The organism is Paraglaciecola sp. (assembly GCF_039943935.1).
Taxonomy (GTDB): Bacteria; Pseudomonadota; Gammaproteobacteria; order Enterobacterales; family Alteromonadaceae; genus Paraglaciecola.
The window spans coordinates 19,387-43,294 of the sequence record NZ_JBDUZQ010000024.1 but is presented as its reverse complement, the minus strand read 5'-3'; the positions used below and the strand labels follow the sequence as shown (position 1 = coordinate 43,294).

The 23,908-nt window shown below is 38.9% G+C and carries 15 protein-coding genes and 1 tRNA gene; 6 read left to right on the top strand and 10 right to left on the bottom strand.

The features are described from left to right. Window positions 1-26: 26 nt before the first annotated feature. Window positions 27-146, bottom strand: a complete 120-nt coding sequence (locus ABJD71_RS16710) for a DUF4326 domain-containing protein (RefSeq protein ID WP_348172069.1) — start codon at window positions 144-146, stop codon at window positions 27-29. Between the two features lie 249 nt (window positions 147-395). Here ABJD71_RS16710 and ABJD71_RS16705 point away from each other — a divergent pair, with 249 nt between their 5' ends. The 4 genes from ABJD71_RS16705 to ABJD71_RS16690 are packed head-to-tail and all read left to right on the top strand — an operon-like array spanning window position 396 to window position 10,544. Next, window positions 396-938, top strand: coding sequence for a hypothetical protein (locus ABJD71_RS16705; RefSeq protein WP_348172066.1), 543 nt, complete (start codon window positions 396-398; stop codon window positions 936-938). Between the two features lie 16 nt (window positions 939-954). Then, window positions 955-4,242 (top strand): STY4851/ECs_5259 family protein, encoded by a 3,288-nt coding sequence (locus ABJD71_RS16700; protein ID WP_348172063.1) that lies wholly within the window; start codon window positions 955-957, stop codon window positions 4,240-4,242. Between the two features lie 12 nt (window positions 4,243-4,254). Next, the gene (locus ABJD71_RS16695) at window positions 4,255-8,991 is read left to right on the top strand and encodes a DEAD/DEAH box helicase (RefSeq protein WP_348172060.1); all 4,737 of its coding nucleotides are present in this window, start codon (window positions 4,255-4,257) and stop codon (window positions 8,989-8,991) included. 47 nt (window positions 8,992-9,038) lie between these two features. Continuing rightward, window positions 9,039-10,544, top strand: coding sequence for a DUF1998 domain-containing protein (locus ABJD71_RS16690; RefSeq protein WP_348172057.1), 1,506 nt, complete (start codon window positions 9,039-9,041; stop codon window positions 10,542-10,544). A 558-nt stretch (window positions 10,545-11,102) separates the two neighbouring features. On the opposite strand, the gene ABJD71_RS16685 is transcribed toward ABJD71_RS16690, so the two are convergent. The 8 genes from ABJD71_RS16685 to ABJD71_RS16650 form a co-directional block, all read right to left on the bottom strand. Beyond that, window positions 11,103-11,297 carry a hypothetical protein gene (locus ABJD71_RS16685; RefSeq protein WP_348172054.1) on the bottom strand — a complete coding sequence of 65 codons (195 nt, stop codon included), beginning with the start codon at window positions 11,295-11,297 and terminating at the stop codon, window positions 11,103-11,105. A 412-nt stretch (window positions 11,298-11,709) separates the two neighbouring features. Next, window positions 11,710-11,786 (bottom strand) — tRNA-Arg (locus ABJD71_RS16680). Window positions 11,787-12,004: 218 nt separating this feature from the next. After that, window positions 12,005-13,009 carry a 3',5'-cyclic-nucleotide phosphodiesterase gene (locus tag ABJD71_RS16675; protein WP_348172051.1) on the bottom strand — a complete coding sequence of 335 codons (1,005 nt, stop codon included), beginning with the start codon at window positions 13,007-13,009 and terminating at the stop codon, window positions 12,005-12,007. Between the two features lie 22 nt (window positions 13,010-13,031). After that, window positions 13,032-14,204, bottom strand: a complete 1,173-nt coding sequence (locus tag ABJD71_RS16670) for a heme biosynthesis HemY N-terminal domain-containing protein (RefSeq protein WP_348172048.1) — start codon at window positions 14,202-14,204, stop codon at window positions 13,032-13,034. 2 nt (window positions 14,205-14,206) lie between these two features. Further along, entirely contained in the window at window positions 14,207-15,463 is a 1,257-nt protein-coding gene (locus ABJD71_RS16665) for a uroporphyrinogen-III C-methyltransferase (protein WP_348172045.1), read from the bottom strand. Further along, window positions 15,464-16,219, bottom strand: a complete 756-nt coding sequence (locus ABJD71_RS16660; RefSeq protein WP_348172043.1) for a uroporphyrinogen-III synthase — start codon at window positions 16,217-16,219, stop codon at window positions 15,464-15,466. 3 nt (window positions 16,220-16,222) lie between these two features. After that, window positions 16,223-17,152, bottom strand: a complete 930-nt coding sequence (gene hemC, locus ABJD71_RS16655) for a hydroxymethylbilane synthase (protein ID WP_348172041.1) — start codon at window positions 17,150-17,152, stop codon at window positions 16,223-16,225. A gap of 159 nt (window positions 17,153-17,311) precedes the next feature. Continuing rightward, complete coding sequence (locus ABJD71_RS16650) at window positions 17,312-17,776, bottom strand: YHS domain-containing (seleno)protein (protein WP_348172040.1); 465 nt, start codon at window positions 17,774-17,776, stop codon at window positions 17,312-17,314. A gap of 250 nt (window positions 17,777-18,026) precedes the next feature. Between ABJD71_RS16650 and ABJD71_RS16645 the strand changes: the two genes are divergently transcribed. Further along, window positions 18,027-19,079, top strand: coding sequence for an HD domain-containing phosphohydrolase (locus ABJD71_RS16645; RefSeq protein WP_348109950.1), 1,053 nt, complete (start codon window positions 18,027-18,029; stop codon window positions 19,077-19,079). Between the two features lies 1 nt (window position 19,080). After that, complete coding sequence (locus ABJD71_RS16640) at window positions 19,081-23,235, top strand: transporter substrate-binding domain-containing protein (RefSeq protein WP_348172038.1); 4,155 nt, start codon at window positions 19,081-19,083, stop codon at window positions 23,233-23,235. Here the strand turns inward: ABJD71_RS16640 and ABJD71_RS16635 are convergent. Beyond that, on the bottom strand, window positions 23,232-23,903 hold the full coding sequence (locus ABJD71_RS16635) for a dienelactone hydrolase family protein (RefSeq protein WP_348172036.1): 672 nt from the start codon (window positions 23,901-23,903) through the stop codon (window positions 23,232-23,234). The genes ABJD71_RS16640 and ABJD71_RS16635 overlap by 4 nt on opposite strands. Between the last annotated feature and the right edge of the window lie 5 nt (window positions 23,904-23,908).

Sequence of the window (23,908 nt, the reverse complement as noted above, 5' to 3'; positions counted from 1 at the left end):
AATTAAATTGGAAGCCTTTACTTGTACTACTTCCCATCATCCCAACTATTTAAAAAATCAGCGAGTACATCACCATGACAAGCGGATGGTTTGCAGAAGCAGCCTAGCCGTTTACCAGCTAGTTTATATACTTCAGCCTTTTCCATATTATTTATGTTTGCTACATCAACTATTGCGTCAATAAGAATAAACTTTGTAACCTATTTTTTTATTATAGTTATTTAGATTTCGCCATGTAAGAAACTGATTATTGTAATATAAAAATATTTATAATTTAATAAATAAAACTATATTTTGATGTCTCCATTATTTGTGAAAACCTTTAAAAATCATGCCTTTACATTTTGGCATGTATTTCGCTGTTTCTAATTGGTTATGAAATTTGGAGAATTGAAATGCCATTTAGAATAAATGATTCATTTATTGAGCAGAGTACGCTCATTTCACCTGTTGGTGCAGGCTACTTAGTATTTTCAAAAGGCAGATTTGACTGTTGGTGCATTTATTTCGTTCAGGATAAAACGGCTCATGCAATAAAAGACGTTGATGTATTCCAAAAGATATCGTTCATAGGAAAAACAAAACTTAAGTATTTATTTTACAAGCACTTTTGTCGTATATTTGAACTAACGAATAACGTGGTTGATAAAAACGTAGTTCAACTAATCGACGATATTTCCATCGAATATCCTGATGCAATTGAAGCAAAGTATATTTTCTTGTTTCTTTATGCAGGGATGGTAGCAGAAGAGAATAAGCGCAATGCCATCATAAAAAAGTACATGAAACGTTTAGGTGTTCACCAAGTGGTTATTGAGAATATGAGGCCAGAAGTTGCTGCTAATTATTCTAAAGGAAAAAAATGGCGGGAACTTAAGCAAGAGTGCGAAGCACGAGGGTTCTATTCTAGTAACAACTCAACTCAATTGAGTGCATAAAAGGAAGTATGTGTTTATGTCAAATTTGACGCCTAATCAATTTCTAACTCAACTATTAGAAAACCGCGGATTACCTGAGGTTACTGCGGATCCTTTATTTACCTATCAGTTGCAACAGAATGAGTATGAAGAACTAAAACAAGTTGTTGTGACATACCAGCCCAAAATAAAAATAAACGTTTTAAAACACCAAGATTGGTCAGCTTGTTTTGTTTTGTGGTGTTCTGAGTGGTATCGAAGAGAGTATCAAGCCAGCGATGGGTGGTCTTGGTTTGCTATTTGGCAAGAGTTAGGTTTTGAGTTGAATGCTGCTGATATTGGAGATTTGATCCCCTTAGGAATGGAATCATATTGGCGCAGGCCTATTCGTTTTTACACAGAACGAAGAAATTTTTTGGGCTCTGTTTTCATCGAAGGAGGATTGCCATTTCAATTAATCAGCTCAAAAGACAACAAATTTGGCGATCTAATTAGAAAGGTTTTAGCCAATTATTATCAAGTCGATTTATTAGGGATCAAACTCAGTGACTTAATAAATCGTTATGTAGATTACTTGCCAAAAGTATTTGCTGAAGATGAATCAATTGAGTTGATTTCAAACGTTATCAGAAACCTAATGGACTTAGTGGATAAAATTGATACTAAATCGCAAAATGAATTACCTTCAGATCAACTCGACAAATTAATACCTAACTGGCGGAATCAGTTTCCTATTCCTTTGGATAATGCCACTGGTAAAGGATTACTCGATAACTGGTTGCGTGGGGCATGGTCAGCGAGTTCATCCATTAAAAAGTTCCAAAAGAAGCTTTCATGTAAGCATTATTTTGATTTCAACACGACTAGGTTTTTTTCAGAAATTTCACTGCCTCAAAAGCTCTACTTTAACTTTAATAAAACCAATGTTAATTCGAGTCGCTTAGATTTGGGATTAGATGAAGGCAGCGTAAGAAGAGCTAATTTTGGTAGTGTATATGCCCAATTTGAAAGCGATCGCACTGTTATAACCACCAGAAAAAAAGGTGTTCGACTACCCCGAAATAAGATTCATTCAAAGTTATATGTGAATGTTACTGAGGCAGGTATACGTGTTGAACAAGCAGAAATACCAGAGTCATCAATATCTATAGGTGATGTACCAATTGGTTTTGTTTTAGATGAAGATAAATATGCTTTTGTTGGCCAAGCAAGTTTTACAACTAAGCATCTAAGCATCTATGTTTTAATTCCAACCGGATTTAAAACTGATGTTATTACTGGCACGTGTACTAAGGTCGACGATTTAAGCATTGAGGGTAAATTCTTTGATTGGTATGAAATAAACGGTGACGTACGTTTTTATGATGATCAAAGTCGTTATAGGATTTGTACAAATTCAACCTCTAATACCAGTGGGATGATACAACTAGTAGGCACCGAGATTTCATGGCAGAGCAAACCCTCTAGTGTGTATTTGGGGTTACCCAAAATTGAGTTCATAAATAACAGCACAGATTCACCTTTTGGGCTCACTACATTTATAGACAATAAACCAGTAAATATAGCGCAAGAATACGAGCGCTATGGCACTCATACGCTGTCAGTTAAGAACAAAGAAAACGACACGCTTATTAGACGAAAAGTTGCGGTATTACCGAGTGACTTAAAGATTAGTTTTAGCAGTGAAGAAAAAAACGCAGTAATACAAGTTTCGACTGAATGTAATATTTTAACTAATTTAATCGCAACGGATTCCAAAGTAACTATTGAAAAAATGCCTACATATCGTCGATTTGTAATTGAGCCAAACGGTTTGCCCCCAGCAAAAGTTACTTTACTAATTCAGCCGAATTTAGAATGTGAACCAATTGAAATAACTCTTCCATATCCCGCTTCAGGGATTTATGGGTATAACTCTGAGGGTGGAATATTAGATAGTGAACTTACTGTTAACCGATTGCTTGGTTCAGAGGTTTATCTGTATTCACATAAAGCATATGTTGCAAAGTTTAAGTTAGAGTTTTTCTTATTGCCTGTAAGTAAAAACTCACCATCATTTGTCTCAACTGTTTCAGTTGCTGATAAACCTCAGGTACTTAGTTTATATAGTTTTAAAGAAAAAATAATTGAACTGCTATCACTGTCAAACAGCTTAGACGCGCAAGTGCAAGTATGCATTTCAGATTCGTCAAATACGAAAAAGTACAATGTAAGACGATTTGCATCAGATATCAAAATAGACAGAATGAACGATTTAATTTCCTTTGAGAATAGCCAGTTGGAAAGCGTAGAGCACTCTCCTCTTGCTATGCGAATGGCAGAGCCTGAACGAAAACCTATCCAATTAAAACCCAAAATGTTGGGGAGTATCGAGTTAGATCGGTTTGAAATAGCCAATGAGATGAAAAAACAAGGACCCTGGTTAATTATTCCTAGCCAAAATGTTGATGTTGACTTTAGACCGACTTTTTACCCAACCGATCTTGATACTGATAATGCAATTAGCGAAATCTCAAGCATTCAGACGGCAATAAAAGTTTATCACCCAGCAACAGCACCAGATGTAATTACAGATTTTTTGCACACCATGACATCTGATATAGAACATCCTAGCTGGGGATATTTTCGCAATCTTTGGGACAACTTTGGATATTTGCCGCTATCTACCTTTGAAGCATGGAAAGCCCTTGTAAAAACACCACAAGCGCTGACTTTAGCGTTACTTAAATTTGAGATGAATGAAGAGTTTATTCGTCGTATTGATGCTGAATTTCCCAAGCTGTGGGAGTTAATTTCTTTGGATCATTGGATCTTCGCTAAACAGTGTTTCACAAGTTGGTTGCTTAAACTTGGAGCTGATGAAAGTTTTATTAATGAACAAACAAGTAAGATGTTTGATCGCTTTAATAGGGCAGTGCCAAGTTTTCCTGGAGCAATAATTGAATACTTTAAGGGGCAAGCATTAGCGACTCGGTTACCCTATGAACAAGGAAAAATGATCATCAATACTATTTGGCTACAAGAATTGATTCGAGAACATGCAGAATCAGTCTGGCCTATGAGTTTGAAATATGAAATTGAAAAATCAACCAATGAACTAGTAGAGTTTAGAGGCCTAATTGACGTTCCTCACTTCAGACAAACCAGTGTTGTCATGTATCCGGTGGTGGCTGCTGCATTAGCTACAGGTAAATTGCAGTTTACAGAAATATTTCGTAATGATAGCAATACAATACATGCTCTAAAAGAACTCAGAGACTTCGACTCAGAATGGTTTTCCTCAATGTATAGCTTCGCTATCAGTTATTTTTCTTCTCAAGATTAAAAGGATTTATATATGCATTATTTTACAGACTTAGTTTCCCAATCTTTGAGTCGAGCCAAAGAATCAACCTTAAGCGTTTTAGGGGTCACTAACCCAGCGCTACGCACTCATCTTCAAGCACAAATGGAAAGCCCCTGTGGAAATGATGGATCATTTTTGGCATCGCCATTATTTGAGCATACATTTGGGTGGACACCTTCCACATTTACATTGAGCTCCTTAATTACAAAAGGTTTGCTATCAGAAAAGGTTGTTGCATCACTTGATAAAAAAACAATTAAAAATAGTACTGATAAAGAAGTAAAAAATAAATATCAGTTTAAAGCCGAGTACTACCCATACACTCACCAATTAAAAAGTTGGGAAACGCTTTTATCAAAAGAAGTTAAATCAGTTGTCGTAACTAGTGGTACAGGCTCGGGTAAAACTGAATGTTTTATGGTGCCTGTTTTAGAAGATTTGTATAGGGAACAGCAACTAGAAAAAGAAAAACTGTCGGGTGTACGGGCTATTTTTCTTTATCCTTTGAATGCTCTGATTAATTCGCAACGTGAAAGGCTCCATTCATGGACCCAAGACTTTGGCAGCGACATTAGATTTTGTTTGTACAACGGTAACACTGAAGAAAAAGAAAACCGAGTTAGGGCGAAACAGAACTTAGTACCTAATGAGATTTTGTCTCGCGAGTTAATGCGAAAAGAACCCGCTCCAATTCTGGTTACTAACGGCACTATGCTGGAGTACATGTTAATTAGAAACGTTGACTCTCCTATTATCAGTAAATCAAAAGCAGAAAAATCTTTACGTTGGATCGTTCTTGATGAGGCGCATACCTATGTTGGTTCGCAAGCTGCAGAATTGTCTATGCAACTGCGACGAGTGTTACAAGCGTTTGGCGTAGAAGCTAAAAATGTTAGGTTTGTTGCAACCTCTGCAACAATAGCTGACGAGGATGCTGAGAGTCAGCTTCAAAATTTTCTTGCTGAATTGGCAGATGTGCCTACTTCACAAGTTGTGGTCATTGGCGGTAAAAGAGCCATTCCTCCAATTAGCTTTGATAATACCGACAGTTATTCCCTTAAAGAAATGTGCGCAATCCCAGCTGATTTCACTAAGAAACCAAAAGACTTTGATCCAGATATATCTTCAGCTCGATTTAGCGCTTTATGTCAGTCTACTATTGCAAAGAGTATAAGAGATAAGTTTGTAGCTAGTGATAAACCGATAAAACTTACAGCATTGGTGGAGTATTTAAATCTAAAATTTCCATCACAAAGTTTTGATCAAACCTGTGTTCTTCGATGGTTAGATTTATTGACAGGTACAAAAAAAGACATAGATTCACAAGCATTTTTAAAAGTCAGAGCACATTTTTTTCAGCGTATGCTCAACGGCTTATGGAGCTGTATTGATCCAAATTGTTCTAAAAAAGCCAGCTCGGTTCTAAATGGCAACTGGCCTTTTGGTAATGTGTCAGTGAGCCAAAAAAGCCGGTGCGATTGTGGAGCACCAGTTTGTGAAATAGGTTTTTGTAACGAGTGTAATGAACCTCATCTATTAGCCGTGGAAAAAAACCGTGCGATAGCACATAGAGAAGCAAATACTTCAGATGAATTTTCTTTGCTGGTAGATGTTGAAGATGATGAAGATGGCGCTGCGACCCCAGGTGATAAAAAAGAGTTACGGCACTCTTCTCCCATAACATTGCGAGCCGAACCTTATGAAGAAGGAAATTCCATACAGGTTGGCATTAACAAAAATACCGGCATTATTGGTGGTCTAGATGAAGAGATAAAACTTTATCTATCTCAAGAAATTGAAAATAAAAGTGAATGTGGAAATTGTTCATATAAGGGCTTTTCAGGAAGTAGTCCTATACGCAGAGCAATGCTTGGCGCACCATTTTATGTTGCCAACGCAGTTCCTACTTTACTTGAATTTTGCCCAGATCCAGCCGTGGATGATGAGACAAAGTTAGGTCCTAATAGTTTGCCCGGTAGAGGACGAAAACTTATTACCTTCACTGATAGCCGCCAAGGTACAGCAAGAATGGCAGTCAGAATGCAACAAGAAGCTGAACGTAATAAGCTTAGAGGTTTAGTTTTTAATGCACTTAGACAAAACCAACTTAAAGCGCCTGTAGAGGATGAAATATCGTCAGATACAGACATCGAGGCACTTAAATCCCAAGTAGAAGTGCTGCTTGGGGCTGGCTTAAAAGACATGGCCGTGCAGCTGCAAGACAAAATTAATAAAGCAAAATCAGAAACGCCAACATTTCAGCCAGCCATCTTGTCATGGCCTGAGTTGGTTAAAACCCTATACCTTTCCAATGATATTAAAAACGGAATATTGGAATATAACAAATACGCAAATCCTGAAGTATTTGACACATCAAGTGGCCCGCAGAAACTAGCTGAAATGTTGTTAATTAGAGAGTTTGCTAGAAGACCAAAACGCCAAAATAACCTAGAAACTCAGGGAATAGTAAAGCTAGGATACCTTGGTTTGGACAAGGTAACAGTGACTCCCCCTAACTGGGAGTCGCATGGGTTAACATTAACTGATTGGTTAGACTTCCTGAAAGTTACTTTAGACTTTTACGTGCGTGAGAATACCTATATAAAACTTGAAGACGACTGGCGCATATGGATTGGTTTTAAGTTTGCACCTAAAACGTTTAGAAGTCCTGATTCCATTGAAGAAGACGAAAATCGCGTCAAAAAGTGGCCACAAGTTAAAACCTCAAATTTAAATCGACTAGGAAAACTTTTAGCACTAGGTTCAAAACTGGATCCTGCAAAAAATAGTGATAAGGACCAGTTGAATGAATGGCTGAGGTCTGCTTGGACTGCCTTAACCACTCATCGTGTTCTTGACAATGAAGGGAACCAGTTTTATTTAAATAGAGAAAAAATAACATTTTCCTTTTGTGACAAGTTTTTTGTTTGCCCCATAACCAATAAGCTGATCGATACAACATTTAGAGGGTTAACCCCTTACTTACCTAGAAGTTTCTTACAAGGCGACTTCACTTGTAAAGTGGTAAATATGCCGCCCATTTGGACTTTTGATATTTCTCAAGAAGATTACAGAGAAGGCTTAAAGAAAGTTCGAGGAATGGTTAGCAGTGATAAGGATTTAACCGCATTGCGAGTTGAAAACTTATGGACTGACATCAATGATAGAGCGATTGAAGGTGGCTACTATTACAGAACAGCTGAACATTCTGCTCAACAGTCTGCAGATCGCCTTAAAAATTATGAGGACATGTTTAAACAAGGTAAGGTAAACGTACTTAACTGTTCGACTACGATGGAGATGGGCGTTGATATAGGAGGGATTTCAGCCGTTGTAATGAACAATGTGCCTCCACATCCAGCAAACTATTTACAACGCGCTGGCCGAGCAGGTCGTAGCAACGAATCGAGAGCGATTGCCTATACGCTGTGTAAAAGTAACCCTCATGATAATGAAGTCTTCAATGACACTGCGTGGCCTTTTGTCACTAAAATTCCAGCACCACAAATATCGTTAGACTCCGCTCGGCTAGTATCTCGTCATGTGAACTCTCTACTTTTGTCGATTTATCTAAGGGAAGTTATAGGCTCGACAAATAAAGAAAAAACAAGCCTAAACTTACAATGGTTTTTTGAAGCAGAAGGCGAAGAATTATCTATTTGTGAAAAATTTAAAGCGTGGATGGAGGCTTCTTCTGATTATATCGATAACTCTATTAAAAGCTTAGTACGCGGTACCGCATTAGCTGGTAATGAAGTCAGCGGCATAATCAACAATTCAAAGCGTGATATCGAAAACCTGCAAAATAATTGGTTGGCTCAGCTAGCACTTTTGAAAACCGCTCTTGATAGTGCACAAAAAGATTCACCTTTTGAATATAGAATTAATTTAGAGCTGCAAAGACATCGACTTGAATACCTTCTTAAAGAATTAGCTGCGAAAGCATTCTTGCCCGGATATGGATTTCCAACAGATGTTGTGACTTTAAATGACACAAACATTGTAGATTTTAGGCGAGAAAAAGCCGGACAAAAATCAAAAACTAAAATTAGAGAAGATAATATTTCTCAATTAAGAGGCATGCCTTCTCGTAATCTAGCGGTAGCAATCAGAGAGTATGCACCAGGTGCACAATTAGTCATAGATGGTCGAGTATTTCGTTCTGCGGGCATTTCACTTAATTGGCAAAAAATAGGACCTACTTCAAAAGAAGCACAAAAGCTTAATGTTGCATGGATGTGTGGTTATTGTGGACAAACTGGAGTGAATGAAACTGGTGCAGCTTTAGATGAAATAAAATGCAGCAGCTGTGAACATAAAATACACTCTTCATCTATCAAAAAATCGATTCAACCAACTGGATTTGTTACAGATTTTTTTGATGCTCCTGGCAATGATATTTCTTCGCAAAAATATATTCCAGTGCAACCCTCTTGGTTGTCGCTGACAGGCAAAGAGTTCCCTCTGCCCAACCCTGCAATTGGTTTTATGAGTTATGGAAATAATGCTACATTGTTTCAACATTCGTCAGGTGAGTTTGGCACCGGCTATGCCGTTTGTTTAGCTTGTGGCAAAGCCGAGTCAATGACTGTAAATGGTGAGTTTCCAAAGGATCTATCTCTGATACTGATCATAAACCTATTACTTCAACACCTAATTCAAAAGATTCAGATGGATATCAGCCGCCATGCGAAGGAAGCACTTCGGTCCACTCAGATATTCACATAGGATGTTCAAGCCTTACTGATGCTTTTGAGTTAACTCTTAAACATCCTTTGACGGGCCAATATATTGATGTATCTGAGCAAGGCGAAGCGGTAGGCCTAACTTTGGCAGTTGCTTTACGAAATGCACTAGCTAAAAAATTAGGTATCTCAACTTCAGAAATAGGTTATTCAATTAGGCCTTCAAGAGTATTACGCTCAAACCATCCTGCTACAGTTATTCAGCTTTATGATGCCGTGAGTGGAGGAGCAGGATTTGCACCTAGCGCCGCGAGATTTATAGACTCGTTATTATTGGAAGTACTAGAAGACCTTAGATGTGTAGCTAAGTGTGACGACGCCTGCTCTAGTTGCTTGTTAGACTCAAATACTCGCCACGATGCGAGCCATCTAAATAGACTTACAGCTCTCGAGTGGCTTGGTAATGAGTTTAATAATTTTGTGTCACTCGCACCAGAATTTAACTTCCTGAATAGTTCTGAATATTGCCATGAATCTGTTAAAGAGGCGATATCACATGAGTTAAACAGAGGGGCTGATACAGTAACAATTTGGCTATCGAATGAACTTAATGAATGGGATTTACACTCTCGCCAAGTACATAGGTTTATTTACCAGATGCTTGAAATTAACAATAAGCAACTGAATTTAGTATTGCCTAATGTTGTTTTTGAGGAAACAGAGAAGCGTGCTCTGCTTCGTTACAAAGAGTTAGGGGTCAAGCTACTTAATATTGAGAAAACACTTTCTAATGGATATATGGTCGCTCTTGTATCTAATCAGTCCTCGGCATTAGCAATTGCTAGTCAATCTATGAATTTACTTTCACCCAATGCTACATGGTTAAACAGCACTCTTGAGGACATGCTCGTAAAATCATATGCTCCACAAGGGTTTGACTTTACAGAATTGGATACAAGTTCTTGGTCACAACCTGATAAAAGTGGCGGGAAACGCATAGAGCTTAGCTCTGAATTTAACGGCCAAATAAATACATTTGGCAACAGATTTTGGTCACTGCTTTGCAATAAATTTCAAATTCTTAAGGATGATTTTGAGGTAAGCACTTTAATTGAAATCGAGTACACAGACAGATACCTTCAATCACCTTGGTACTTGATTATGCTAAGCGAAATAATTCGTGGTTTGCCTAGTACCTCTGCACCGTCATTTGAACTACAAACACTTTTTACTGAAAAGCCTAGAAGAGGAAGCCTAATAAACCATGATTGGTGCGATTCTTCGCAAATGAAAGAAGTTATAAATATGTGGTTTGAAAAAGGTATAGAGGTGCCTTGTTACTTGGATATTCATGAAGACAAATCAAAAATATCTCATCGCCGTGAATTAGTATTAAGCTTTAAAAATGGAAATAATTACAGTATTGGTTTTGATCAGGGCATGGGCTATTGGAAACATCATCTGGGATGGAATAAGCACAATTTTGATTTTTCTGACGTTAATAGCCAGTTATTTAAAATGCTCGAAGTGTGGAAGTCAGGTCAAGTAGTCAATGCGTTTGATTGGAAGACAGTTCTCTATATAAATAAAATATAAGCGTAAAACCTGAAAGATAACATTGTTATTTCAAGTTTTATTATGCAAATCTGTTTGTAAGTGAGTTATACATGAATAAATTAACTTTATAGAAATAGTGGGCTAAAGAGGGCTACACCGTAAGCTCTATACTGAAAGAATATCTTCAGTATATTGATGACGTAGTAGTCACCGAATTGTGCTACTTAGTTTTTTATGGCAGAGGTAATATCTTGATATCTGAAACACTGGAAGAGCATCCAAACTAAATTTCTACTGATAAATACTTACTTAGATTTAATTTTCTTAAATCATAAATTTTACAGCGAGTAATAGGGGGTTACAGTGTAACCCCTTAGGTATTTCAATTGGATATAACTAACAGGGCTTCGCACTAACTAACGATATTTTATTTTGCTTTAAACACCTGTTAGAAAAAATTGATTACTGGATAAAGTTTAATAGCCTACTTGATCAATTAAATTTGAGCCTACAAAAAATCCACAAATCTCTTATTTACGATAATTTAGTCAATCAAATTAAATCTCAAACTTTTTTTGGGAGGTAATCCTCCCAGTTTTAACGATCATCATAAAAGGTTTGGATTGTTGCAGCTAAATCATCTGCATACTCTTTGTCGTAAAGCTCTTTTTTAATTTCATCGGAAAATTTAGGAGCAAACCTAGGCGTGTAATCACTAGCACTTTGACTTTTTTCAAATTCGCTTTCTAATGCTTTGACTTTATTGTGATACTCGTGAAACTTATCACCCAAACCAACGTCATCAAATACACATTCGTTATCTGTAATGGTCCAATTATTCGAGACACTTTGTTGGAGGTATCATAACCAAAACCAACGAGGTAAAAATGAAACAGATTACAACTGAATTTAAATTGTAATATGTAGAGCTGAGCATCATTCAAGGGTATTCAGTTAAGCAAGCTGCTGAAGCTGTGAATGTTGGTTATTCAGCATTATAGAAATGGTTACGGCAATATAAAGAAGAGAAAACAGCAAAGGGGTGGTGTGAGAGTGCTTTATAAGTTGAATCAAACCACTAAAACTAATCATTCTCAAAAAGCTGAATTGGAGTAATGAGATTTTTGTATTAATTTTTTTGGTCACAATCTGGTCACAGAAAAATTTTTGTTAGTGATTACTACCAATGAATCTCTTTTGTAGATGGCGCACCCGAGAGGATTCGAACCTCTGACCTCTGCCTCCGGAGGGCAGCGCTCTATCCAGCTGAGCTACGGGTGCAATCAGTTTTTTTTAGCTGCACTGCAGCGCCTGATTGTACAACTCAACATGGATGTTGAGTTTGGGTGCTGATCATCATGGACGTGTATATGACTCACTTAAGTTAAATAACTAAACTTTGTACATATTCCACATGATCAAGCGAGCGCTGATTCTAATGAAAACCTCTGACTTTTCCACTGTTATTTACATTTATTAGTGCTTAGCTTGGTTACGCACTACAAAACCAGTCGTTGTCCTTGCTTGGCGATAACAAAGTTAAAGCCCAGTGTGTTGGCGACGTCTAGTTCTTGTTTAATTTTTACTTTTGGATTGATGTCGCTTTTTAAGCTGTATTTGATATGGCTAATAATAATTGGCATATCTTGAAATTGGGTTTTATCGCTCACTAAACCATGAAATTTACTGAGTTCTTGGTGTAAGTATGTGGGGGTGAGGTGTCCAAATAAGAGGTTGTCGGGTCTTTGGTTGTCGAACGATACTTCGATCACCATACCTCTTAAGGTTTTGGTTTGCATTTGTTTGGCTAGGTAGTGCCAGATGGCGTCTAGCTTGCCTTCTTTTTCGACTGCATCTGGGCCGGTGTCACCAAAATATACAAATAGATCTTGGCCTTTTTCGATTACAAATGCAGTGGATTCTAATGGGTGGCTCAAGCTAAAAGGTGTGACGTTGAGTTGTGTATTTTGAATTTGAAGGTGTTTTTCAGCTGTTAAGTCAATAACAGGGTATTTGTTTAAACGGGGAATGATGCCTCGGTCGGTAAAGTTGGCCCAGGCTTGCCAATTAAAATAATTGCCGCTCATGGTGTGGTTAACTGAGGGTAGGGCGTAGATAGGTTTAGAATTATCGTCTGGTGATGCAATCAGTAAACCTGCCACATGGTCAAGGTGCCCATGACTAAGTAAGTAGCCTTTCACGTGGTGATGCAAAATATTACCTGCGGCCGATAGTGTGTCATCGGGCGCACGTTTTAAACCATCAAAAGCATGGTTTTCTATGGCTACATTTATGCCGTTTACGAGTGTGCCTCCGTCTAAACATACGTAGTTTTCTTCTGATAAGGCTCTGAATAAAAAGGCACTTAAGTTGCCATCTTCTATGCCACCGGTGTCCCCAAGGGTGATTAATTCAAACGCAGGGGGAGTAGGTTTTGCTATGGCTTTGATCGGTATGATCCAAGCTAAAGCCACAACCAAGGTGAGTGCTGTTACTTTTAACATCTGTGTACCTGTGAATATACTGCTATTTAGTTTGCTGCATACTTTGTTTGTATAATTGCAAAGCTTGACCGTCGTCGTGTTGTTTTTCTTTGATGCTGGCCATGAGCATTAAGTCGCCTTGTTGGCTATCGAGTTTGATGGCTTTTGCTAGGGCTTTTTCTGCGAGTACGTCGTCGCCTGCGTTATGGGCAATATGCCCAAGTACAGAGAGTAGCTCTACATTTTCGTCATCTTTCTTTAGCCATGCCTCAAGCTTTTTAATGGCTAAGCTGGGGTTAGGCAATTTGATTTGTTTGAACAAGGGTAGCAATAAAGCATGGGGGCCAGATTTTTGGTATTCGACTAAGGCGCTCTCGGCGTCTGAGTGCAGGCCTTGGTCAATCAGTTGCTGAATATACGACGCTTGCTGGGCAGGGTCTTTACGGGTGGCTCGGGGCAATGCTTGCCAGTTTTGTTTTAGTTGCCTCGCGCCTTTTTTACTGGCGATTTCTGCAAAGCTGCCTTTTGATGCGTGTTGCATGAATATTTCGTAATCTGTACCTAGGGCTTTTTTCCAGCCTTTTAGTTTATCTTTAAGAGGTTGCCATTTGCCTGCTTGATAAAGGGCTTGGGCCCATAACTTAATGACCGGACCTTGGCTTTGTTGTTGGTCGTCTAGGTCTTCAATCATGCGTAATGCTGAGTTTGTATCTTGTTTGTTTAACGCATCTCGAATCAAACATAAGTTGGCTGCTAATGCAGCTTTGTCGTAAGAGGTGGCTTTTTGCCATAGGGCTTTGGCTTTCTCTGGCTGCCCAAGTTGTAATTCTACGTCTGCAGCGGCTAACAAATTAAGGCCGTCAAAGTCTATATCTTCTATCTTTTTTAAGTGCTCTCTGGCCGTTAAATAATTGGTTTCGGCTAATGCCAATAAACCTTGGGTAAAGGCTTTTTGTTTTTTACGCTGCCCCCAACTGCCTAACCAGCTTTTTGAGCCACTGGCCGCTGCCAGCGACACTTTTACTATAAAGTTAATAAACATTAACCCTATAAAAACAAAAATGAGCGATATACACAAAGACATCACATTCATTTCTATTATGCGGCCACTAAATTCTATTAGTACGTAGCCTCTGTCGTCACAAAACATGGCCGCTATGACTAGTGCAATCAGTAGTACAAAAAACACCACAAAAATTCGAATTAACTGATTCATAGTTAGTTACTTCCGTTTACAAAACGGCTGTCTAAGCGACTCTCTATTACATCTTGCAATAAAGGGGCTGCTTCGAGCTGTGACGGGTATTCACGGGAAAAGTCGGTTTGTTGAAGGTTGCTTAGGCTTTCTGTGAACTGTACGACTATGTCTTGCTCTGTGTCAAAATGCTCAATCAATAACGCAAAACCTTGCTGCAGCGCTTGTTGATATAAGGTTTGATTTTCTTGTAAAACCGCGATTTGTGCTTGCATTAAGGCAAAGCTTAACTGTTCTTTTAGTAGCCAGCGCTGTTGCTCAGACATAAAAGGTTTGATATCTGTGGTAACTTTTTTAAAGCTAAAAAAGTCTTTGGTGACTTCTTTAACGTTACGCATAAAGTTGCTGCGCCAATCGTCTACTGAGTCAGTAACGGCTTGCTCGATTACTTCCTCTTTGGGTCGCTCAAAAAATACTAAAGGTAAGTTATCAACTTGTTTTAGCATGGCTCCTAGCGCGAGTGCGATAGAGCTAGTGGAGACTTGGTTTATCTGTTGCAAGCTTTGTATATCTGCCGCTAAGTATTCGCGAACAGGCAGTAAGCTGGGGTCGTCTAGGTCCTGAATACGGCTATCTGCAGATTGCAGCATCATAATGGCGGTTTTCACATCGTGTTCTAACCATAATTTACGGCCAGCCATACGAACTAAGTAATCTGCTTCAGCTAATAACCAGTCTGCTGGGCGTCTTCCTGATATTTCTGTTAATTGTCTTTGGTTACTTTGTGTTTGTGAGTCAGTTAATTGTAGTTGCTGAACTAGGCTATTAACGCTTGCTTGTAACCCTTGGTTTTGTTGCTGTAATTCAGCTTGAAGCTGTTGATTTTCGGCTAAGGTTTGGGTGACTTTTTGTGCTTGGGTGGTAAGTAAGTCTTGTTGCGCAGCTAAGGTCTCATCTTGTTGCGTAGATTGCGTTTGCCACTGTAACCATGCCCAGTAACCCGCGCCAACAATTGTAATGAGTATTAACAAGTTAATAAGGGTTACCAACCATAGTAAGCCGGTTTTAGCTTTGGGAGAAGAGTTTGTAGTTTTAGTGTTTTGAGATGATGGTCTTGAACTAATGCTCGGTTTAGATTGAGGAGAGGATTTACCACCGTTATTCACTGGTTTTGATTTTGTCGCAGAACGTGGAGCGCTGTTGTCTTTTGCTATTTGTTTTTCGAGTTCAGCCAACGCTTTTTGGTCTGCTGCACTTAAATCATCTTTGTTGTCTGCCATCTAAAGCTCCGTAGAATGTCTTGCGCGAGTCAAATAAAGCTGTGCGCATTGAATGATTGCCTTATCACTGGCATCGCGGCTGATATGAATATGGCTAACGCCCATTTTCTTTGCGATTTCTGCGGTACGTGTGCTTACCACTATCCAGTCTTTTGTTTGTAACCAAGCTTTTTCAAAATGTTCGAAGGCTGCTTGAATAACCTCGCCACTGGTTGCAATAATGCAACGAATTTGATCTTCTTGCCAGTCTTGTGTTGACAGTGGCTGTGTAATTTTAACTCGCTTGTAAACTTCCCACTCATTCACCAGTGCACCACGAATACGGAGTGTATCTACGAGTAACTCCCGGCCTCCAAACCCTTTCATTACAATAATGTGTTTGTTTGCAACGTGCTGAAGTTTAGCAAGAGCTAACAAGCCTTCTGTACGGGCTTCTTGTGGAGTAACAACGTCTAATTCAGCTTGTTGTAATATGTTAGCTGAGCTATTACCCACCGCAAAAAATACAATGTTGTTAGGCCAAGTGTTTTTAAGTTTAATGCATTGCTCGGCCGCCACAGTACTGGTCACTATAACGTAAATATCATGGGATACATGTTTGGGTAAGGCTGCTATCTTTGCGGGTAACTGCTCAATGGCGTTGGTATCAAGCTGAGTATCAATAAGGCCGCAGGCTACCGTTGAGACATTAGCACGGTTAAATGCTAATGCACTTTTGGCGCACTTACCTTGAGGCCTTAATAATAAAAAGCTCAAAGCTTACTCTGCGTGCAATGCTGCAAGTATTTCGCCTGCGCCTTGGTCAAGTAACTGCTGTGCTACTTGCTCTCCCACAGCTTCTGCTTGCTCGAGTGTGCCTGTTGCAGTGGCGTGAAGTAGGGTGGTGCCATCTGTAGAGCCGACTAGGCCTTTTAAGGTGATGTGTTGTTGTTCTAAGGTGGCAAAACTGCCAATAGGTACTTGGCAACCCCCATTTAGCTTAGCATTCATGGCTCGCTCACAACGCACTCGGGTTGCTGTCTCTGGGTGATTAAGTGGCGCCAAAAGCTCAATAAGCTCTGCGTCATCATTGCGACATTCTATGCCTACAGCCCCTTGGCCCACTGCCGGTAATGATTCAGTAGCAGGAATTTCGTAGCGAATTCGCTCTACCATGCCAAGCCTTATTAAACCAGCTGCTGCCAGTATGATGGCGTCGTATTCACCTGCATCTAGTTTTGCTAAGCGCGTATTCACGTTACCCCGTAAATCTTTGATAACCAAGTCAGGACGCATTTTTCGCAATTGGCATTGGCGACGTAAACTAGAAGTACCCACTACGGCGTTTTGCGGTAGTGATGCTAAATCGGTAAAGGTATTAGATACAAATGCATCAAATGGGTTTTCTCGCTCACAAATCGCGTGTAACCCAAACCCTTCGGGGAACTCAACCGGCACATCTTTCATCGAGTGCACGGCAATATCAGCTCTCCCTTTGTTCATTGCAACCTCTAACTCTTTTATAAATAAGCCTTTGCCACCAATTTTAGCTAATGGCGTATCAAGAATTTTGTCTCCTTGTGTGCTCATGGGGACCAATTCAACTTGAATGTCTTGATGGGCTTTTAACAGAGCGGCTTTAACATATTCAGCTTGCCATAAAGCTAAGGCACTTTTGCGTGTTGCGATACGGATAATGCGGGTGGCCATAACACTTCCTAAATTACGGTGATCTAGTGATCGTAAAATTGATTCTATGCTGGGGATCTTATCAGGACGGCGGCGGCATGGCTAAAAACAAATTTCAATTATTTATTGGTATCAAAACAGCCCGTATTTACAGGCTGTTTTTAAAAGGTGACATAAAGGTTATTGATATTTTTTAACGTCGGTGACTTCTGGGTATTTTTGATCAGCAGCAAGAATGTCTGCTTCTAGGTCGCTAAACCAGTCTTCTTGGACTTTTTTGTTGTAATTCAAATACAACTTACCGTTTTCTATAAACCAAATCTTGGGATCTATACTTGCCGTTTTACCTGAGGCCATGGCCCATGCACAGTAACCGCCATACTGGGCAGCATACTTCTCAGGCTCTTGTTTAAACAACGCTAAGTTTTCTTGGCTAGAAAAATGCCAGTTAGCATCACGCCAAGTATATGTAAATTTATCACTGCCTTTTACTGGCTTGCCTTTGGTGAAGTAAGCAACGGAATCGTAACCTTCTATGGCGGTGTTATTAAAAATGCCGGTTTTTACTGCACTGTCGGCAGATAAAGCGGGCAGGGCGAATAGAGCAAACACTAATATACTGATAGTTTTTAAAAATTTGTTCATGGGATCTCCGGTTAGTTTACTTATCTTGTTGAAGTAAACCGGAGTGTGACCAATATGATTTCATCACATATTTATCACAGGTATAGCGCTATTTTTAGAGTGGTGTGACGAACTTAACTCGCTTTTAAGGTAATTCATTCGATGATAAGGCTATCAATTTGATTATATTAAGAATTTTAAATATTTTAGTAATGTTGTAAACTGACGGAAAATTGTGCATTAGCTTTATTATAGTGGCAGGGAACTGATTTTGAAGAGCGGTAAAGACGTACATATTCTGATTGTAGACGATGTATCTGAAAATATTCAGGTTGCAATGAATATTCTAAAAGAAGAAAGCTATATGTTTTCTTTTGCTTCGGATGGAGAAGAAGCATTAGAACTCATCAAAAGTAACGCATTTGATCTTATTTTATTAGATATTATGATGCCAAAAATTAATGGTTATGATGTCTGCCTTCAAATCAAGCAATTAGACCATGTAAAAGATACCCCCGTAATATTTTTAACTGCAAAGGCGGATGTAGATGCAATATCTAAAGGCTTTCAAGTAGGTGGTGTCGATTATATTGTTAAGCCATTTCATGCCAATGAGCTCTTAGTTAGGGTCAAAACTCATGTAGAGTTGGCTGTGTCGAAACAAATCTTGAAAGACCGTACCAATGAGGTTGAAGTCAAAGCAAACCTTCAAGCAAAGCGGTTAACTCAGGAAATTGAAGACAACCAATGTGAAATGATTTACATCTTGATGGAAGTTATGGAATCAACCTCAGATGAAACAGGGCAGCACATCAAGCGCGTTGCTGATACCAGCAAGTTATTGGCTAGATATGTTGATTACTTAAGTGAAGAGGAAATCAATAGTATATTTTTAGCTTCTCCCATGCATGACATTGGTAAAATTGCTATTCCTGAAGAAATTTTACATAAACCAGGCAAGCTTACCGAAGCTGAAATGACAATAATGAAAACTCATGCCGAGAAAGGTTATGAGTTATTAAAAAATTCAAAGCGACGCTTAACAACTGCTGCCGCTATTATTGCGCATCAACATCACGAAAAATGGGACGGCAGCGGATATCCAAGAGGGTTGAAAGGTGACGAAATTCACATTTTTGGACGAATTGTAGCTTTAGCAGATGTCTTTGATGCCTTAACTCATAAACGCCAATATAAAAGTGCGTGGACAGTTGATGATGCAGTGGAATATATCAAACAGAATAGCGGTAAACATTTTGATCCTTTTTTAGTCGATATTTTAGTTGATCATTTACCTGAGTTTCTAAAGATCATGAATCAATAATATGGCCCTTCGTTATTGGATTTGTTTGCTTTGTTTCTTAGGGCTTGTTTGGCAACAAGCTCGGGCAGAGTCGGTTAAGCAAGTACCGTTAACGCAAGCAGAGCAAACTTGGATTCAAAACCATCCTGAGGTAATTGTAGGTGGAGGCCCTGATTGGGCTCCATTTGACTTCACTGATGAGCATGGCAATTATCAAGGTATTGCTTGGGATTATTTACAGCTTATCGGTAAGTATACTGGCTTGAATTACCGTGTCATGATTGATGAGTGGCAAGTTAACCTGCATAAAGCGAAAAATAATAAAATACAGATCTTAGCTGCCACGTACAAAACGCCCGAAAGAGAAGAGTTCTTATTTTTCTCTCGCCCTTATTTTGAAGCGTTAGATTATTTTTTTATTCGCAGAGATTTAGAGGCTAGTTCATTGGATGATTTAGATGGTTTGCGCTTAGCTATGCCATCTGGCTTTGCACACAAGCAAGTTATTCAACAGCATTTTCCAAGTATTATTTTGATTGAAGTACCTACTATGACCGCGGCTATAGATGCGGTTTTAGAGAATCAAGCTGATTTACTATTTGATACTTATGGCGCACTTGTGTACATCTTAGAGCGAGAAGGGATTAACACTATAACGCCCTTTAAATCAGCTCGTCATCTAGGTAAAAACCCACTACATATTGCATCAAGTAAAGCTTCTCCTGAACTCGCTAGTATTATTCAAAAAGGCTTGGATGCGATCACGTCTAAACAACATCGTGATATTCAAAACAGCTGGTTTAATCGACTTAATCCGCAGCAATCCGCAGAGTTAGATTTAACAAAGCAACAGAAAATGTGGATTGAAGAACATCCGGTCATTAATGTTGCAGGTGATTATGCATGGGCACCCTTTGAGTTTCAAAATGGACAGCAACAGTATGACGGTTTGAGCTATGACTTATTGAAAGAAATAGGTAAGTTAACTGGATTGCAGTTTTCTTTTAATACAGATGTGTGGGAAAACGCATTAATTAGTGTTAAAGAGAAAGACAATGATTTATTAGCCGCAGTTTTTAAAACACCGAGTCGCTTACCAAATTTATTGTTCTCGTCACCCTATTTTCAGCTCTTAAATTATTTTTTTATTCGTGATGACATTGAAGCTTCGGATTTTGAACAGTTCAACGGTTTAAGATTAGCAATTGTGCGAGATGCTGCCATGGAGAATGAAATTCGCCAACAAATCCCTAACATACGTTTTGTTTATGTTGATTCTCCCATGCAAGCCATCGATTTTATTATAAATAAAAAGGCAGATGTATTATTTGATTCTTATTCTGTGATTGCTTACTTGTTGGATAAGCAAAATATAACTAGTGTTGTTCCCTTTAAATCTCTTCCTAATTTACCTTCTGCGTCTTTACATATAGCAGTTAGAGACGACTACCAACCTTTGGTTGGCATTATTAATCAGGCTTTACTTCAAATAAGAGGGGATAAGTTTAATAGACTCATCGATAAGTGGGGTATTGAACGACATTCAAAAAACAAACCTCGGATAGAGCTGACAAAGTCAGAGCAGGCTTGGCTGCTTGAGCATGATAATCTTGTGTATGTTGCTGATCCTAACTGGATGCCGTTTGAGTCTATCGACGAAAATGGTCAGCACCAAGGTATGTTGCCTGAGTATTATAATATCGTCGCGAAAACACTGAATATTGACTTCACGCAGGTTATGACAAATAGCTGGAAAGAAAGCTCAGCTTTAATGTTATCAAATGACATTAATATCGGTATCGCTGCCCGCACATATCGACCTTACCAACATTTATTATTTACTGACAGTTTCATCCAAAGTCCGTTTGTTATTGTGATGCGAAATGAACATCAATATGTAGATAACGTTGATAATGTGTTGGATCGTAGGATTAGTCTAATAGACGATTATGCAAGTACAGCAGCCTTAATAGAACGGTATCCCAATAATCAGTTTGAATTAATGCAGTCAGCAAAAGCGGGATTAGAGGCCCTATATTTAGGGAAAACCGATGTTTTTATTGGGCCGCTAGCTCAGGTTAACTATTTAATAGCAGAAAATGGCTATACAAGCTTACAAGTGGTTGGGAAAACTGAATACAACTTAGAACTTAGCTTTGTAGTACACCCAAACTTAGCCCCGTTAGTCCCAATATTAAATAAAGTATTGGCAAGTGTGAATACGGTCGAGAAACAGCAAATTTTGGACCGTTGGGGTGATAAAGAGTTTTTAGTTAAAACAGATTACAAGCTTATTCTAGCAGTGGTTGTGGTGGCAATATTGATTATTTCAATAGTGTTTTTTTGGAATCGGCGCTTAAAAAAGGAAGTCTGCCTCAGGGCAATGACTGAGTTATCGTTAAAGCAAAGTGAGCGTAATCTATCTGTAGTTATCAATAATATTCCGGTTATTGTGTATGTGGTAGATGCGACAACAAACATGCTTGTTATGGCTAATGAAAATGCTATTCAATCCCTTGCTTTGCCAACAGATAACATTAGCTCTATTTCTGGTGCTCGCTTTTATCAAGGCAAAAACCAAGATACGTTTGATAAGCAAACTCAAATCACAACGTTAGATGGTCAAACCATTGAGGGGCAGCTATCCATAAATGCGATTCAATACCACAATGAAGATGCTTGGTTACACATTATTGTTAACTTAAATGAAAGAGTCTCTATGGAAAGAGATCTTCAGCAAGCAAAAAACCATGCTGAATCTGCAAATAAAGCAAAGTCAGAATTTTTGGCCAATATGAGCCATGAAATTCGTACCCCAATGAATGCGATTATTGGCTTTACCGAGTTGTTACATGAACAGCTCCAAGATTCTAAACTCAAATCTTTTGTTTCAACGATTAGGTCGGCCGGAAATTCTTTACTACTGCTGATAAATGATATTTTAGATTTGTCAAAGATTGAAGCAGGCAAGCTTAATATCTCTAAAGAGGCGTGTAACCCTCACAATATTTTTGATGAAATCGGTAACGTTTTTACAATGAGTGTACGCACTAAAGGGTTAGATTTTTTGTTGGACATAGACAAAAGGATACCTCATGCCCTATTACTGGACTCAACACGAATTAGGCAAGTGTTGTTTAACCTTGTAGGTAATGCAGTAAAATTTACAGAGTCTGGAAGTGTAACCTTGAGAGTGGCTGCAGAGAACGAAAATGACATTCATAGCAAGTTAGATTTACGGATTGATGTCGAAGACACAGGTATTGGTATTGAGTCTAATATGCTGGAGCATATTTTTGAGAGCTTTCAGCAACACGAGGGGCAAAGTGTTAGGGAGTATGGGGGAACTGGGCTTGGTTTAACCATCAGTAAACGTTTGATAGAGCTTATGGGGGGTAAAATATCTGTTACTAGCCAGCCCAATCAAGGCTCTTGTTTTTCGATTTATTTGAAGTCTGTCGATATTATGGCAGTCGATGAGAGCCCTGCATCAGAAGTAGCGCAAACTGCACCTGCAGATATTGTATTTAATGGTGCTCGAATCTTAGTGGTTGATGATATTGCAGATAACAGAAATTTGTTAATCGAAATTTTCAAGGGTTTAAATATCGAGTGTATGCAAGCTGTTAATGGTCAACAAGCGCTAGATATGAGTCATGAACACCACTTCGACTTGGTTCTTATGGACATTCGCATGCCAGTTATGGATGGATATAAAGCAGCGAATCAGATAAAACTATCGCATCCAGCGCTTCCAGTCGTGGCGTTAACAGCATCAGTCATGCGTGATGATTATGAACGTCAACGAAGAGAAAACTTTATTGGATACTTACGTAAACCCGTTTTAAAACAAGAATTAATAGCTGAACTGCAAAAACATTTAAGTTATAGCTACAGCCCATTAGGGCCAAAACTTGAATGCGAGCTTGGATTTAGTGATGAATTGTTACTTGAGCTCAACAATACATTTTTAGCTAGGTGTGAGCAGCTCAAGCAACGTAATAACTTAAGTGACATCGCTAAATTTGCTAATGAGTTATTAGAAGTGGCCGAAAAATATCAATCTAAGCCTTTAACTGATTTTGCTCTGCAACTTATCGAAGCTACGGATAGCTTCAATATAGTTGAGATAAAATCAGCCCTTATAAAATTTATAAAAATGGTGAGTGGTACTTAGTTTAGTCTTTGCTGTAACCAAATTGATATGTCGTCTATCTCTTGCTTGCAAACACTGTGAGGCATTGCATATTCATGCCACGAAGTGGAATAACCGTTACTTTCTAATACCTTAACTGCACTTTTCCCCATCATAATAGGGACGACTTCATCTTGAGTTCCATGGGCTACAAAGATAGGCGTCGCTTTGTTAGCATCACTTGCTTCAGCGGCTAATGTATTTGGCTCACTCATATAAGTAGATAACATCATTATGCCTGCTAGAGAGTTTTTATATCGAGTGCCTAAGTGAGCTGCGATTACACCACCTTGTGAAAAACCCGCCAAAACAATCTTACTCGCAGGTATACCATTACTTATTTCAGCTTCAATGAGGGCTTCAACCTGAGCGGCTGACTCTCTCACGCCTTTGCTATCGGCCCTGTTATTAAAGTCCATGCTTGCTATGTCATACCATGCGCGCATGGCCATGCCACCATTAATAGTGATTGGGCGAGTTGGCGCATGGGGGAAAACAAATCGAATAGCCAAATCTTCTGGCATGTTTAATTCGGGTACAATTGGCGCAAAGCCATTTCCTGAATCCCCTAAGCCGTGTAACCAAATGACTGTGGCTTTAGGTGCTTGGGTAGGATTAACTTCAACGTACGGTAACAATTCTTGACTCATATTTA